The 16454-nt window shown below is 60.9% G+C and carries 9 protein-coding genes; 3 read left to right on the top strand and 6 right to left on the bottom strand.

Features of this window, described 5'->3' with window-relative positions; all coding sequences use genetic code 11:
- Positions 1–43: 43 nt before the first annotated feature.
- A complete protein-coding gene (gene ettA, locus FH041_RS20860; RefSeq protein ID WP_023533201.1) occupies positions 44–1711 on the bottom strand; it encodes an energy-dependent translational throttle protein EttA in 1668 nt (555 codons plus the stop codon).
- Positions 1712–1918: 207 nt separating this feature from the next.
- Positions 1919–2314, bottom strand: coding sequence for a hypothetical protein (locus FH041_RS20855; RefSeq protein WP_028688085.1), 396 nt, complete (start codon positions 2312–2314; stop codon positions 1919–1921).
- A gap of 199 nt (positions 2315–2513) precedes the next feature.
- On the opposite strand from FH041_RS20855, the gene FH041_RS20850 reads away from it, so the two are divergent.
- The 3 genes from FH041_RS20850 (at position 2514) to FH041_RS20840 (ending at position 8611) form a co-directional block, all read left to right on the top strand.
- Positions 2514–6383 (top strand): bifunctional diguanylate cyclase/phosphodiesterase, encoded by a 3870-nt coding sequence (locus FH041_RS20850; protein WP_081783994.1) that lies wholly within the window; start codon positions 2514–2516, stop codon positions 6381–6383.
- A gap of 251 nt (positions 6384–6634) precedes the next feature.
- Positions 6635–7888 (top strand): serine hydroxymethyltransferase, encoded by a 1254-nt coding sequence (glyA, locus tag FH041_RS20845; RefSeq protein ID WP_023533265.1) that lies wholly within the window; start codon positions 6635–6637, stop codon positions 7886–7888.
- A 135-nt stretch (positions 7889–8023) separates the two neighbouring features.
- Complete coding sequence (locus FH041_RS20840) at positions 8024–8611, top strand: hypothetical protein (protein ID WP_028688083.1); 588 nt, start codon at positions 8024–8026, stop codon at positions 8609–8611.
- Between the two features lie 145 nt (positions 8612–8756).
- Here the strand turns inward: FH041_RS20840 and FH041_RS20835 are convergent, their stop codons facing one another.
- The 4 genes from FH041_RS20835 to FH041_RS20820 form a co-directional block, all read right to left on the bottom strand.
- Positions 8757–9404 carry a response regulator gene (locus FH041_RS20835; RefSeq protein WP_027915484.1) on the bottom strand — a complete coding sequence of 216 codons (648 nt, stop codon included), beginning with the start codon at positions 9402–9404 and terminating at the stop codon, positions 8757–8759.
- 28 nt (positions 9405–9432) lie between these two features.
- Complete coding sequence (locus FH041_RS20830) at positions 9433–12333, bottom strand: ATP-binding protein (protein WP_088523249.1); 2901 nt, start codon at positions 12331–12333, stop codon at positions 9433–9435.
- 114 nt (positions 12334–12447) lie between these two features.
- Positions 12448–13635 carry an EAL domain-containing protein gene (locus tag FH041_RS20825; protein WP_110606940.1) on the bottom strand — a complete coding sequence of 396 codons (1188 nt, stop codon included), beginning with the start codon at positions 13633–13635 and terminating at the stop codon, positions 12448–12450.
- Entirely contained in the window at positions 13632–16454 is a 2823-nt protein-coding gene (locus tag FH041_RS20820; protein WP_140175012.1) for an ATP-binding protein, read from the bottom strand. Before FH041_RS20820 ends, FH041_RS20825 begins: the two co-directional genes overlap by 4 nt.

Below are 16454 nucleotides of genomic sequence, written 5' to 3'. Positions count from 1 at the left end.
ATGGGGCCCCTGAGGGCCCCATTTCTGTGCAGCAGACGCTGGCTTATTGCGCCAGCTTCTTGTGACGCACACGGTGCGGCTGTGCGGCGGCATCACCCAGGCGCTTCTTGCGATCGGCTTCGTACTCGGTGTAGTTGCCTTCGAAGAACACCACGTTCGAGTCGTCTTCGTATGCCAGGATGTGAGTCGCGACGCGGTCCAGGAACCAACGGTCGTGGGAAATCACGATGGCGGCGCCGGGGAAGTCCAGCAGTGCCTCTTCCAAGGAACGCAAGGTCTCGACGTCGAGGTCGTTGGACGGTTCGTCGAGCAGCAGGACGTTGCCGCCCTCTTTCAAGGTCAGGGCCAGGTGCAGACGGCCACGTTCACCGCCCGAGAGGTCCTTGACGAACTTCTGCTGGTCGCCCCCTTTGAAATTGAAGCGGCCCACGTAAGTGCGCGATGGGATTTCGTAGTTGCCGATACGGATCATGTCCGAGCCGTCGGAAATCTGCTGGAACACGGTCTTGGCGCCGTCCAGGTCCTCGCGGCTCTGGTCGACACACGCCAGTTGCACGGTTTCACCGATCTCGATGCTGCCCGAATCCGGCTGCTCCTTGCCCATGAGCATGCGGAACAGGGTGGATTTACCGGCGCCGTTACCCCCGATCACGCCCACGATCGCACCCTTGGGCATGGCGAAGGACAGGTTGTCGATCAGGACGCGGTCGCCATAACCCTTGGTGACGTTCTTGAATTCGATGACCTTGTCGCCCAGACGCGGACCGGCCGGGATGTAGATCTCGTTGGTTTCGCTGCGCTTCTGGAATTCCTGCGACTGCAGTTCCTCGAAACGCTGCAGACGTGCCTTGGATTTGGACTGGCGGGCCTTGGCGCCTTTGCGCACCCACTCCAGTTCTTCCTTCATGGCCTTTTCATGGGCGCTCTGCTGTTTGGATTCCTGGGCCAGACGATCGGACTTGGCTTCCAGCCAGCCCGAATAGTTGCCTTCATAGGGAATACCGGCGCCGCGGTCGAGCTCCAGGATCCAGCCTGCGACGTTGTCGAGGAAGTAACGGTCGTGGGTAATGGCCACCACGGTGCCGGGGAAATCGTGCAGGAAACGCTCGAGCCAGGCGACCGAGTCAGCGTCCAGGTGGTTGGTCGGTTCGTCGAGCAGCAGCATGTCGGGGGCCGACAGCAGCAGGCGGCACAGGGCGACACGGCGCTTCTCGCCACCGGAGAGGTGCTCGATGCGTGCATCCCAGGCCGGCAGGCGCAGCGCGTCGGCGGCGACGTCCAGCTGGCGTTCCAGGTTATGCCCGTCGGCGGCCTGCAGGATGGATTCGAGCTTGGCCTGCTCGGCAGCCAGCTTGTCGAAGTCGGCGTCCGGCTCGGCGTAGGCCGCGTAGACCTCGTCAAGACGCGCCTGGGCGTCCTTGATGACGCTGACGGCTTCCTCGACCACCTCACGGACCGACTTGCTCGGGTCCAGCTGAGGCTCCTGGGGCAGGTAGCCCACGTTGATGTCAGGCATCGGACGGGCTTCGCCGTCGAATTCCTTGTCGACGCCCGCCATGATCCGCAGCAGCGTCGATTTACCTGCGCCGTTGAGGCCCAGCACGCCGATCTTGGCGCCAGGGAAGAACGACAGGGAAATGTTCTTCAGGATTTCCCGCTTCGGCGGCACGACCTTGCTCAGCCGATGCATGGTGTAGACGTATTGAGCCAAAACCAAGCCCTCTAATTCAGATAGGTAAAGACATCGACGATCGCCCCAGCGGGTCGGCCAGGGGTCGGGTGTCGTTGAACAAAGTGGACCATTCTACGCCAACGCGCAGTATTTGATAGGAGGCGCCGCGCCGGCGGCGCAGGCCTGAAGCGGTGGTCCGGCAGCAGCGGCCTTGCCCTGTAGTCGCGCCTGGCGAGCAGCCCTTGTTCAGACGTGACGCTGGCGCGCCTTGCCCCGTGGCAGCCGGCAACGGTCGCCCTGCTCGGCCAGGCGCGCGGCCCAGGCGGACTTGACGCAGAACCCGTCCGGGCGCGCAGGTTGCGCAGCGGCGACACGATTGACAGAGGTGCCGGACGTGACCGATGCCGCCGCCGGGCGCGGTGCGTCGGCAACGACTGCAGCTGGGACGGGTGCCTTGGCAGACGTGCGCAGCTCGGCCAGCGATGGCGCCTTGCGCTTGGTTGACGTGGCCGCCTCGGGCTTTGCCAGCGAGCGTTGGCACGATTTGCAGGATACGTCCTCGGTCACGGCAGAGCTGACAAGGGTCTGACTGCTGCGCCCACAGGCGGAATCGAGGCCATTGATGGAAAAATGAGTAACCAAAACCGAACATCTCCCAAGCAGTGTCATGTAAAGCGGGCGGCATTCTCGCACAGCAGGCACGTGCTTGCCGAATACGAGCGGTCGGAAGCATGAATGGCACTGGCACTTTGCCATAATGCGAGGCATGCTAGCCGGTTTCGAGTGGTCGGCTTATAGTGCGCCACCGCGCATCGGTTACCTCATAAAAAAAGCATACGCCATGCCCGACCCCTCCCTGCCATCGCCAGGCCCATCGCAGGATCGACGCTTGATCAAACTCACTCCACCGCCGTCATCGCGTAGCGCGTCCAAGGCGCCCGCTGCCAGTCTGCGCGGGTCGATCAAGGGTGCGCTGGCACTGCTCGCCCTGATTCTGCTCGGGTTGCTGCTGTGGCAGCTGTTCGCGCAGTTCAGCCTTACCCAGGCCGAGCTGCGCGACAAGCGTTTGGAAGACACGACCGAACTGGCGGACCACCTGGGTTTGAACATGGCGCTCAAGGCGCAGCAAGCCATCAACCTGCTCCAGCCCTATCCCACCGTGGCGGCACCGACAGCTGGCGGCTTGGTGGATACGCTGCGCGAACGAATGCCCGCGCTGCGCAGCGTGGTCTGGATAGACGGAGCCGGGCAAATCGTTGCCGACAGTGCACCTGCCAGCGACGATCACGCAGTCGTCGGTGAGGTGCTGAGGCTCAACCAGGAGCGGCCCTATTTCTTTACCAATGCGCCCAGCAACGCCAGCGTGTACCTGTTGCTGAGCCAGTCGCCAGGCCAAGGCCATTGGCTGCTGCGCTTGTCACCTGATTACTACCGCGCGCTTACTGGCCATCTGCATGAGGCCGATCAGCTGTTGTGGCTGCTGGAAAACAGCCGTACGGGCGAGGTGCTGCAACGCTACCTGGCCTCCGAGCGCCCCGACGCGCCCTTGCAGAGCGTCATGCTGGCGTTCATCGACAATAGTGCCTGGCAACTGCGCGGCCTGTTCGATGCTGAACAGGCGCGCAACGACCTGCTGCCTGCCTTGATAGGCAAATGCCTGCTGGTGCTGTTCTGCGCCCTGCTCCCGGTCCTGGCCCTGGTCAACATGCGCCGCCGCCAGCGGGCCTTGCAGGAAGATCGCCGACGCTATCAAGAGATCTTCGAAGGCACAGGTGTGGCCCTGTGCGTGCTCGACCTGTCCAGCTTGCCCGGCCAACTGGACCGCTATCACCTGCGCAACCGCGCCGCACTCAAGCACAGCCTGATGCTGGACCCTCAACTGCGCCGCTCGCTCCTGGCGCAACTGAAGATCACCGAAATCAACCAGGTGGCGCGCCAGCTGCTTCATATCGAAGATCACCAGCAAGCCTGGCAGCGCCTGATCGACGACAGCGGCGACGGCCAGGACAGTGTCGGTATGCAGTTGCTCGACGCCTTGATCGACCAACGCCCGTCCCTGGAGCTCGAGGTGCGCCTGCCTGCTGCGCATGGCGGCGAGCTGCACCTGTGGCTGACAGCGCGCCTGCCGCAATTGCGCCGCAATTACCAGGCCGTGATCCTCAGCATCAGCGACATCACCAGCCGCAAGAAAGTGGAGCTCTCGCTGCTCGAACGCGAGCGGTTCTGGTCGGACGTGGTGCGTACCGTGCCGGATCAGCTCTACGTCCAGGATATCCACAGCCAGCGGATGATCTTCAGCAACCGTCACCTGGGCCAGACGCTGGGGTATGACCGCACGGAACTGGCCCGCATGGGCGACCGCTTCTGGGAGCTGCTGCTGCACCCCGAAGACGCTGCGCATTACCAGGACCTGCGCCAACAGCAGCTCGACAACGGCCATGACTTGCCGCTGCATTGCCAGCTGCGTTTCCGGCACCGCGATGGCAACTGGCGCTGCTACGACATACGCGAGCAGGTGCTGGCGCGTGACGCCGACGGCCGGGTGACGCGCATCATCGGCGTGGGCAAGGACGTGACCGTGCAGATCGAGGCGAGCCAGTCGCTGCGCGACAGCGAACAGCGCTACCGGATGCTGGCCGAAAGCATCAGTGACGTGATCTTCTCCACCGACAGCCAGCTCAAGCTCGACTACGTAAGCCCCTCGGTGCAAAGCGTGCTGGGCTATCACGCCGACTGGATCTTCGCCAACGGGTGGCATTCGATCATCGCCAACCCCGCCCAGCTCACTGGCATCTACGGGTTGATGGAGCGGGTAAGCAAGGCGATGGACGATCCGGCTCAACTGGCCGAACTGCGTGGCCAGTTGCCGACCCAGCTGTTCCTGTTCGACTGCCTGCGCGCCGACGGCCGCAAGATCCCCATCGAGTTGCGCCTGGTACTGGTCTGGGATGACGATCAGCGTTTCGAGGGCGTACTGGGGGTAGGTCGCGACATCAGCCAGCAGCGCCGGGCGGAGAAAGACCTGCGCATGGCCGCGACGGTTTTCGAGCACTCGACTTCGGCCATTCTGATCACCGACCCTGCCGGCTACATCGTGCAGGCCAACGAGGCCTTCAGCCGGGTCAGCGGCTACGCAGTCAGCGAGGTGCTGGACCAACTGCCGAGCATGCTGGTGATGAACGACCAGCAGCAGGCGCACCTGCGCTATATTCTCAAGCAGCTCAACCAGCGTGGCAGCTGGGAGGGCGAGGTGTGGCTCAAGCGCCGTGATGGCGATCACTACCCGGCCTGGGTAGGCATCACTGCCGTGCTGGACGATGAAGGCGACCTGGCCAGCTACGTGTGCTTCTTTACCGACATCAGCGAACGCAAGGCCAGCGAACAGCGCATTCACCGCCTGGCCTACTACGACGCCCTGACCCACTTGCCCAACCGTACGTTGTTCCAGGACCGGCTGTACAACGCCTTGCAGCAGGCCGAGCGGCAGAAGGCCTGGGTGGTGTTGATGTTCCTGGACCTGGACCGTTTCAAGCCCATCAACGACTCCCTGGGCCATGCCGCGGGCGATCGCATGCTCAAGGACATGGCCCTGCGCTTGCTGGCCTGCGTGGACGAGGACGATACGGTCGCGCGCATGGGCGGCGATGAATTCACGCTGCTGCTCCAGCCTCGGCCTACTCGCGAGCTGGCATTGAACCGCGCCATTCACGTGGCCGAAAACATCCTGGGCAGCTTGGTCAAGCCGTTCGTGCTGGAGAACCGCGAGTTCTTCGTCACGGCCAGCATCGGCATCGCACTCAGCCCGCAGGATGGCGGCGAGTTGAGCCAATTGATGAAGAACGCCGACACCGCCATGTACCACGCCAAAGAGCGCGGCAAGAACAACTTCCAGTTCTACCAGGCTGAAATGAACGCCAGTGCCCTGGAGCGCCTGGAACTGGAAAGCGATCTGCGCCATGCCATGGAGCAGAACGAATTCATTCTGTATTACCAGCCGCAATTCAGCGGCGACGGCAAGCGCCTGACCGGCGCCGAGGCACTGCTACGCTGGCGGCATCCTACCCGCGGCCTGGTGCCACCGGGGGACTTCATTCCCGTCATCGAAGAGCTGGGCCTGGTGGTGGACGTGGGTGACTGGGTACTGCGCGAAGCCAGCCGACAATTGAAGGCCTGGCACAAGGCCAAGGTGCGTGTGCCGAAAGTGTCGGTCAACATTTCCGCGCGCCAGTTCTCCGATGGTCAACTGGGCACGCGGATCGCCAACATCCTGGAAGAAAGCGGCCTGCCACCGGCGTGTCTTGAGCTTGAGCTGACCGAAAGCATCCTGATGCGCGAAGTAAACGAAGCGCTGCAGATTCTGGCCAGCCTCAAGAACCTGGGCCTGAGCATCGCGGTGGACGATTTCGGGACCGGCTATTCCTCGCTCAACTACCTCAAGCAGTTCCCGATCGATGTGTTGAAGATCGACCGCACCTTCGTCGACGGCCTGCCCGAAGGTGAGCAGGATGCGCAGATCGCCAGGGCGATCATCGCCATGGCCCACAGCCTGAACCTGGCGGTCATCGCCGAAGGCGTCGAGACCCATGAACAACTTGAGTTTCTGCGTGAACACGGGTGCGACGAAGTACAGGGCTACCTGTTCGGGCGACCGATGCCGGCGCATCAGTTCGAGGCGCAATTCGCCAATGAGACGTTGTTCATGTTCAATTGAGTCGCCCCTGGCCCTGCCCTCATGCTGCTGCCGAAACGCCAGCGGGGCCCGTCACGCCCGGCCCGCCACCACGCGCAGGCAACGCCAGAAACCGGACCTGAAAGTCAACTCGGATGCCCGCCCAGCCCAGCAACGGCGCGGGATGCAACATGAACCCCACTGGTCCGCGACTTGATGCCACTTCATATGCCAGCGGCGGATCAATGGGGTAGAATGCCCACCCACTTCACCCCCGATCCTTGAGGACCGCCATGTTCAGCCGTGATTTGACCATTGCCAAGTACGACGCCGAGCTCTTCGAAGCCATGCAGCAAGAAGCTCTGCGCCAGGAAGAGCATATCGAGCTGATCGCCTCGGAAAACTACACCAGCCCGGCCGTCATGGAAGCCCAGGGTTCGGTACTGACCAACAAGTACGCCGAAGGCTATCCAGGCAAGCGCTACTACGGTGGCTGCGAATACGTCGACGTCGTCGAGCAGCTGGCCATCGACCGCGCCAAGCAACTGTTCGGTGCCGACTACGCCAACGTCCAGCCGCACGCCGGCTCCCAGGCCAACGCCGCTGTCTACCTGGCCCTGCTGTCGGCCGGTGACACCATCCTGGGCATGAGCCTGGCCCATGGTGGTCACCTGACCCACGGTGCCTCCGTTAGCTCGTCGGGCAAGCTGTACAACGCCGTGCAGTACGGCATCGATGGCAACGGCCTGATCGATTACGACGAAGTCGAGCGCCTGGCGGTCGAGCACAAGCCGAAAATGATCGTCGCCGGTTTCTCGGCCTACTCGCAGGTGCTGGACTTCGCCCGCTTCCGCGCCATCGCCGACAAGGTGGGTGCCTACCTGTTCGTCGACATGGCGCACGTGGCTGGCCTGGTCGCCGCCGGTGTCTACCCTAACCCGGTTCCTTTCGCCGACGTCGTCACCACCACCACGCACAAGACCCTGCGCGGTCCGCGCGGCGGCCTGATCCTGGCTCGCAAGAACGAAGAGATCGAGAAGAAGCTCAATTCCGCTGTCTTCCCAGGCGCCCAGGGCGGCCCACTGGAGCACGTGATCGCGGCCAAGGCCATCTGCTTCAAGGAAGCCCTGCAGCCGGAGTTCAAGGCTTACCAGCAGCAAGTGGTGAAAAACGCCCAGGCCATGGCCAGCGTCTTCATCGAGCGCGGTTTCGACGTGGTTTCCGGTGGCACCGAAAACCACCTGTTCCTGCTGTCGCTGATCAAGCAGGACATCTCGGGCAAAGACGCTGACGCGGCGCTGGGCAAGGCGTTCATCACCGTCAACAAGAACTCGGTTCCTAACGACCCGCGCTCTCCGTTCGTCACCTCGGGCCTGCGTTTCGGCACCCCGGCCGTGACCACCCGCGGTTTCAAGGAAGCCGAGTGCCGTGAGCTGGCTGGCTGGATCTGCGACATCCTTGCCGACCTGAACAACGAAGCGGTGATCGACGCCGTGCGCGAGAAGGTCAAAGCCATCTGCAAGAAGCTGCCGGTCTACGGCAACTGATCGCTGATCGCCCACTGGAAAGCCCGGCCAAGTGCCGGGCTTTTTGCATCCTGCGTCTGGAACCCGTTCCGGTTAGTCCCCTCGCGCGTGTCGGCATAGCCTCCTGAGTGTATTCATGAACACTGGAGGTATACGATGAATCACAAAGCGCACTCTTTTCTCGCGACACTGCATGCAGCTGATTGCCCGTTGAACACCTTCGACAGCATGACGAACGACAATGTGGTACTGGCAAGCCCCCTGACCACGCCCGGATATGCCGTGGACGGCGCCGCTACGCTGGGTGCACTGAATTGTTCCGAAGACGATTGGCACCACGGTCAAGAACTGGGGCTGGTCAATTTCGAGAAATCCTCTGCTGTCCTACCCCTGTTGCTGTATTTCCGGCACAGTGAGGACGGCTACCGCCTCTACGTTCGCAGCGGAGCACATCTTCGTAAGGGGATTTTCGCGACAACGCATGGTCTGGTGGAAGTGAAGCGCATCGAGCAGCAAGACCCTACCGCTTGGAAAATCACCGAGGCGTCGAGCGGTAACGCGTTTGATCTGACAACCAGCGAAGGTGACCAGGTCGATATCAAACTGGAAAGCAAGGCAGGGCCGTGGGGACGTCATGCGCTCTACCCTGTTGGCGACTATTCGGTATGTCACGCCAATGCAGTTGGCCGCTCGCTCAAATTGGTCATTCAGGAGCGGAATGTAGATTGGCTCAAGCCAGCGTAGCGCTTTGAATGATGATCGTCGGCTGAAGACCGATAGATTGCCCAGCGAGTAGCTGGGCTTTTTGCGCTGCGGGTCCAATCGTCTGTACGCGTGTCATCAGGGCCACGCACCGGCTGGGCAACGCCCCGCCAGGCACAGAACCTCGTTACTGAAACTGCCTGGATTCGATACAGTAAGTCAGCAAGTCCTGGTCACTGTCGACGTTGAGCTTGCGCATCGCCGACACCTTCTGAGCGCTGACTGTCTTGTTGCTGCGCGACAGTTGCCGCGCGATATCACCTACGGTCATGCCAGTGACAAAGAGCCGGACGACTTCGAGCTCCCTGGGGGACAGCTGATTGAAGCGGGCCTCGACCTTCACTGCTTCGCGTACCACGGATGTAGGTGGCGGCAACGGGCTTCGGTACCGACGCCGCTTGCGGATGGCACTCAGCGCTTTTTCGATTTCATCATGCAGGTGGTTTTTTTGAATGACCCCTGCCACACCCAGTTCCTGAAGCCGGGAAAGAATCAACCCATTGGAAATCATGGTCAGAATGAGGACCTGGGTGTCCGGGAAGTGACGCAGAATGTACTCGATGAGCTTGAAGCCATCTCCGTAGGTACAATCCCCCGGCATATTGAAGTCGGTGATCAGGGTGCGGGGGTTGTGTAGGCGCAGTTGATCGATCAATTCCGATGAGTTGGTGGCTTGACCGACGACTTTATAGCGCCCGATGCGTTGAACGACTTCACGCACCCCCAGCAGGACGATGGGATGATCGTCAGCGATGACAACCTTGTGATGAGGCATGCAGAATTACTCCATTAGGGGACAAGGCTCATCCGGGAATCTCGTCTGACAAGCGCTGCGCGACCTTGGCAAGCCGCCTGCACAGAGCACGGACTTGCCCGCCCAGGCGTGCGTCGAGCGGCAGCTCCTGCAACATGTTTTCCAGCCGTTGACATGCGCCGTACAACGCCGTGGCATTGATGCTGGCCAGTGCACCGCTCAAGCTGTGCAACCGTTGTTCGACCAGAACCGCATCGTGCTCGATCACCCCCTTCTCCAACTGCTCAATATCGCTGGCCAACGTCTGGGCAAGCAATTGGCGCATGGGCTGGGACAGTTGAATCCAGCCTGAAAAATCATCCCTGCCCGGGTCGGGTGCAACGTGAGTGTCAACCGTTCCAGGGCAGTGGTTCATCAGTACCTGCCGAAGGGTGCCAAGGCTCAGAGGCTTGACTATCCACGCGGTCATACCCGCTTGCAGGCAGCGCTCACCTTCTTCGCGCAGTGCATTGGCGGTGATGCCGATGATAGGTGCTTCGACACCTGCCTCTCGCAGCGCCCGGGTCAGCTCGTAGCCGTTCATCCTGGGCATGTTGATGTCGGTGATGACCATGTCGAAACGCTTGGATTGCCAAAGTTGAAGTGCCTGGTGGCCATCAGCCGCGACGGTTGGGTAAGCCCCGATGGCTTCGAGCTGCTCACGCATGACCGCCTGGCTGACTGGGTTATCCTCTGCCACCAACACGCTCAATTTCAACGGCGCAGACGGCGCCTGCGAACCCTCTTTCGGCACAGGCACCAAGACCGGCGAGGAGGCCACAATGGGCAAGCGTATGAACAGGGAAAAGCTGCTCCCCAGACCGGGCTCACTGACCACGCGCATGGTACCGCCCATCGACTCACTCAAGCGTGAACAGATGGAAAGCCCGAGCCCTGCACCCCCACCTTCCTGCCCTGCGGACACCTGATAGAACGGTTTGAACAGATGCTCCAGGGCTTTTTCAGGGATACCTTTTCCGGTGTCCGTCACTTGCCATTGCAACAACACATCCTGGTCGCTTCGCTCTTGAACGATCAGGCGCAGACGTACGCGTCCGGAGGGGGTGAACTTGATCGCGTTGCCCAGCAAGTTGTGCAGGATCTGCCTGATTCGCCCGGCATCTCCTTCCACCCGTGCAGGCACTTGTGCGTCGATTTCAGCCTCAAGTTGCAGCCCTTTACTTTGCGCTGTGGCCTCGAAACTGGCATGCGCATCGTCGACCAGCTGACGCGGATCGAATGCGGCATGCTCGAAGGCCATCTGCCCAGACTCGATCTTGGTCACATCCAGAACATTACTGATCAGCTGGAACAGGACTGTCGACGAGGTTTCGATGATTTGCAGGTAATGCCTCTGGCGTTCGCTGAGTTCGGTCAGCGACAGCAGCTCAAGGTTGCCCAGCACACCATAGAGCGGGGTTCTTATCTCATGGCTCATGGTGGCCAGGAAAACGGTCTTGGCTTCATTGGCAGCCGTTGCACGCTGGTGGGCCTGATTGAGCTGCAATTGCTCGCCAACGTGGCGGGTGATGTCGTTGCAGCCGCATAGAAACACGTCTTCTCCGTCATAACGGGTAGCGACCGCCACCACCTGGACGTAACGCCCATCCACCAGCAGGCACAGTTCGCCCGGCGCCTGGTCACCGTGGTTATCACGCAGCAGTTGCAGCACCGCTGCGGTAACGCCTAGGTGTACCGCGCATTCGTTTTCCAACAACACCCGGTGATCGTGGCGCCTCACGACGCACAGCCCGACCGGCACGTTGTGTAGGATGATGCGGCTGAAGGCCTCGCTTTCTGCAAGCCGGACTTGTGCTCGTTGGGCGGGCCGAACAATGCGCGACTTGTACCAGTGATTGACCCAGAGCCCTAGCAGGATCGCAGCGATGATTGTCAACGCCAGGCCAAGCAGCGGCCATTTGGCGTAGCGCAGAAAGTCCCCGTAACTGATGGCATACAGCCCAGTCCACGCGTCTCCCGACGACGACATCATCTTGAAACGCAAGCCGCTACGGTTGAAGCTCAGGCCAAGCGGCGCCAGATCACCCTTGCTGCGCTCTCCCATCAAGACCTTGCCATCCGGAGAAATCAGGGTGAACTGGTTGTAGACCGATAACCTGAGCACACGCTCGAATTCGTCGATCTGCTCCGTATCCATTACGGCAGCCAAGACCATTGTCCGGTCGCCCGTCGTACTCGGCTTGAGGGTGTGCTCAAACCCCAACTTCAGAAGCGCCACCATGCGCAGGTTGTCGTTGTAAAGGCGTGCTGGCGCTCGCACCCAGTGGACATGCTGATCGGGTAGCAGGTCGGGTTGAGCCAGTAAGTGCACCAAGCGATCAACCACGGTCACATAATGGTGAGGCAACAGCGGCTGATGCTGACGTTGGTCGCCAGCCGCGGGGACGGCAATGCTCGCGCCGGTTCCCCGTTCGAGCACGAACAGCTGAGGCGATGCGTAGAACGAGCGGGCCCAGAACCCCCCGTAGTAGTCGGTCAGACGCAACCCCAACCCCAAGGCGCCGCGTATCTCCTGAGCCCGAAAGTCGCCGGTGTAGGCCAGGGTGAAGGGTAAGGAGAGTTCGAAGCCTTTTGCCTTGACCAGTGTCTTGCCATCGACGCTCGTCGAATCGAGCATCATGACGCCCTGCTCCACCGGCGCAGGAAGCGCGCGACCGGCTGGCATGCTGTTGGCGAGATTGCGCAAGAAGATCTCATGCTCATGGATGATTTCGATCACCCGGGCAAAATGGAGCTCCAACCGCTGCTGTTCCGATTCCAGAAGGCGCGATACTGCCCAATAACAGGTACTGGACAACAGCAGCATGAGTCCGCTGAGCAGCAAGATGGCTTTGTTCAGGCGCTGAGAGCTGCGCGCAAGTTTATCCATGCGCAGGCTGGCATTTTTCATGGTGTTGATCGTCGACATCACGTTATGAAGATGAGAGTGCTCAAACAGACACAAAATTCATGCCATATGACAGCACATTGCAGATGCTGAAACGTTTCTTCGATAACTTACCCCTCATTCGGAGAGCTGTCCGTTCAGCAATGGGAGCATGCCGTCTCGGTCCACAGCCGGGGAGATGATGAACCCCTGCACCTGATGACACTGAGCCTTGCGGACAACTTCCAGCTCATCACGCGTTTCAACGCCTTCTGCTACTGTCACAAGCCCCAGTGCGCGCCCGAGGTGGACGGCACTGGCCAAGGCAATGGCCATGTCAGGATTGCTCGCACAACCACTAACCAGAGAGCGATCAATCTTCATTTCGGTGAAGGGCGTGGATACCAGGTTGGAATAGGAACTGTACCCCTTGCCGAAATCATCCTGGGCCAGGCCGAAGCCCATCATGCGCAGCCGGCACGTCCCTGCAAAGTAATCACTGGACCGTCGGGTGGTCGACGTTTCGGTCAGCTCGAAGGTGATGGTCCTGGGGTCGGCACCTCGCTCTCGGACCGTTCGGTGCAACGTGTCGACCAGATCAGGACGGTCCAGCAGGTGTGTAGGCAGATTGATCGAGACCGGCAGCCTGTATCCTGCTGCGGCCCAGCGTGATTGAGCGGTGAGCGTTTGCTCAAGCATGTTGTACAGCAACGGCAAATCGAGCCTTGCAGATTCCAAATCGGCCAGAAATGCCCGCGGCAACAAAAGACCTTCGACCGGATGCAGCCACCTGGCCAGGGCCTCGGCACCGACGATCCTGCCGTCGAGCATGGATTTCTTGGGTTGAAACCACGCCTGGATCTCGCCCGCCTGCAGCGCACGGGTAAGCGCACTGACCGAATGGCCACCGGAACAGGATCGAGGTTGCAGATGGCCTTGATCGCAGGTGCTATCCATGTAGCGACGCAGTGCAGCGACATGATGACCCTGCACGGGCTTGCTGATCATGCCGGCCAGGCGGATACCGAGGTTTTCGGCGACCTTGCCAACGCCTGCGAGCACGCGCGCAGAGGCAGCGGTCATCAGCCCCAGCGCCGGAGGCGACGGTAGCAGGCTCATTCTCTGGATGAACTGTACCCCATCCAGTTGCGGCATCATCAGGTCAGTGACGACAAGGTGGAAGGCTTGATTGCGCAACTGCTCGATCGCCAGGTTGGCATCGGCTTGCAGCTCGACGTCGAACCCACCGACGGACCGGAACAGCTGAGCCAGGTACTGGTGTTGAAAGGGATGATCCTCGACGATCAAGACGCGGTGGATCATCAGGCCGAGCCCTTGCGATACGGCAGCAGGCACTGATAGAGCGCGTGCAGAGTGAAGGGCTTGACCAGAAACTGATCCATTCCGGCGCCCAGGCAACGCTCTGCCTCATCGAGCATGGCGTTGGCAGTTGCGCCGATGATGGGTAGGGCATGGCCCTGTTGGCGCAAGTTCTGCGCCAACTGATACCCGTTGAGTCTGGGCATGTTCACATCGGTCAGTACCAGGTCAAAGACCTCCTTCTGACACAGGGCCAGCGCTTGCTCGCCATCGTTGGCAAGGGTGACCGTGCAGCCGAGCTTCTCCAGTTGATCCCGCAGTATCAACTGGTTGATGACATTGTCCTCCGCCACCAGCACATGAATGCACAGTTTGGTTTCGATCATTGCCTGACGGGCCGTTGCGCTGTGTCGTGCCTCGATGCCCTGGGCCTGGCTCACCGCCTGGTTAAGGCACTGAAGATTGTTCAGCCCCACCTGCCAGTATTGAGCCGAAGGACGCGAAAGCGCGTGCTCATCGGCGCAGGCCAGTACCAATGGGCCAGGCCATTGCCTGATGACAGCCGAGCTGGCAGGCCCTGGACATAACTCGACCAGCACGATGCCCGGTTCATGACGGACGTCCGGCACGGCAATCACTTGCGCCCGGGCGCCCCAGCGACGTAGCCAGCCAGCGGCATGATCGGCCAGTTCGGGCACAGGTGAATAAACCATGACGCCCTGGTTGAGCAAAGGCTGGGCCCAGCTCTGGTCCTCATCGAGCGCCAATTGCCCCAGTGGCAGCGTGAACGAGAAGCTGCTGCCCAGACCCGGCTCGCTGAACACACGAATCGACCCGTTCATCAACTCGACCAGCCGCTTGCAAATGGACAGGCCAAGGCCGGTCCCTGCCACCGTGTTGGTACTGGGACCGCTCTGGAAGAACGGTTCGAACAAGTGTTGCTGGTCTTGCTCAGGGATGCCCTGCCCCGTGTCCACTACCTGCCAGCGCAGCATCATGCGATCACCTTCGACCCCAACCAGGTGAAGCCTGACCATGATTCGGCCACTGCGAGTGAACTTGACCGCGTTGCTAAGCAGATTGCCAAGGATCTGGCGCGTACGCGTCGTGTCACCCACTACCTGTTCAGGAAGCTGCGGATCCATGCAACTCAGCAACTGCAACCCTTTGGTGTGTGCGGCCCCCATATAGCCTTGCATGACGTCCTGGGTCAGCTCGACGGGTGAGAACGCACTGACCTCCAGCGCCAGCTGACCAGCCTCGATCTTGGACACATCCAGCACATCGCAGATCAGTTGCAGCAAGGTAGCCGATGAACCTTCGATGGCATTGAGGTACCCCCTTTGCTGGCTATCGAGGTGGGTGCGTGAAAGCAGTTCCAGCGTTGCCAGCATGCCGTAGAGCGGCGTGCGGATTTCATGGCTCATGGTGGCGAGAAACAGCGTTTTTGCTTCATTGGCAGCATCGGCCAGTGCCCTGGCCTGTTGCAGCGACAGCTCGGCGGTTTTTCGTTCGGTGATGTCGCTGAAGGCGCAGATCAGAACATCTTCACGTCGATAGCGGGTAGGTGCGTAACTCAGACACAGGTGACGGCCATCGGCCATTTGCAGCTCTTGTGTGCAACTGGTCTGCGCAGGCTTGCCGAACGCACGGGTAATCCAGTCCTGACAGACTCGGGTTCGCTCATCACCCATTACAAGCCACTGCTCGCTCAGCCGATTGGCCAGCACCACTGCACCGTCACTGCGGCGCAACACGCACAGCGCAACCGGGGCGGTGCGGATGACGGCACTGCTGAACGCTTCGCTCTCGACCAATGCCTCGATTCGAGCAGCTGCCGGGCGGATGAGTCGCACGTCGACCCGGCGGACCAGCCACAGCATCAACAGTGTGACGGCAACGCTGATCAGCACTGCCAGCCCGAACGGCAGAATCAGCGCCGGAATGATAGAGGCCAAGGGTGCGCTGTAGATGATCTGCCAGTCCGAATGGTCGAGCTGTTTGCGAATGGTCAGGCGGTCCGGGAGCCAATAGCCGCCCTCCCAACCGAAACCATCATCCACACGCGTTGCCATATGGCGCTGGGAAGTCAATTGCTGCTCGCGGTCCTTGCTGGCGATGATCTGGCTTGCGCTGTCGACCAGTTGGAAGTCACCAGCCTGCTCATGGCGCAACGCTGCGACCAACTGCGGGCCCTCGACTTCGAGCCCCAGCCAACCTGAAGCGCGGTCGCGCTCATCCATGGCAGTGAAAATGTAGAGCGAAGGCGGTTTATCGTCTCCAGGCTCCGCCAGCCAGATTTGCTCGTCCCCAGGTTCGCCGGTCGATCCACGCAGACGTTGCAGCACGGCGTTGGGGACCAGGGGTGGGACCTCAGGCCGGCTGTAGAGCCACTGCACCGAGGCATCCAGGGCGTGCGGCACGTAGACCAGGTTGGTCTGCTTGGCGCGTAGAAAATCCAGCATGCGTGGCGTCAGCCACAAGCTCCAGGTACCCCCGGGCTGACGGAGGAAAATGTGGACTTCCTCGCCTGGAATGTAGGTCTCGCTATCGCCCGCAGCAGCGGCGTGCTTGACCGTCGAGAGACCCAGCGATTTGAGCAGGGTCTGACGGCTGACAAAGAAATCCTGAGCGTTGAAGATGGCCTCGTTCATGTACCTGCGCCGGGACGAAATCTCCTCGTTCAGGGTCATGCGCATGTAACCGTAGGCGCCGACATAGACACCCGCTACGAGGGTGATCGCAAACAGGCGTAAGAGATTACGCGCTGCAATAGGCGTCGACAGGTTCCACTGGGCGGCAGGTAACAGGTTGGCTAGCTTCAT

Source organism: Pseudomonas sp. SWI7 (assembly GCF_006351945.1).
In the GTDB taxonomy this organism is placed as follows: Bacteria; Pseudomonadota; Gammaproteobacteria; order Pseudomonadales; family Pseudomonadaceae; genus Aquipseudomonas; species Aquipseudomonas fulva.
The sequence above is the reverse complement of the archived record's forward strand: the minus strand, read 5'-3'. Positions and strand labels throughout refer to the sequence as shown.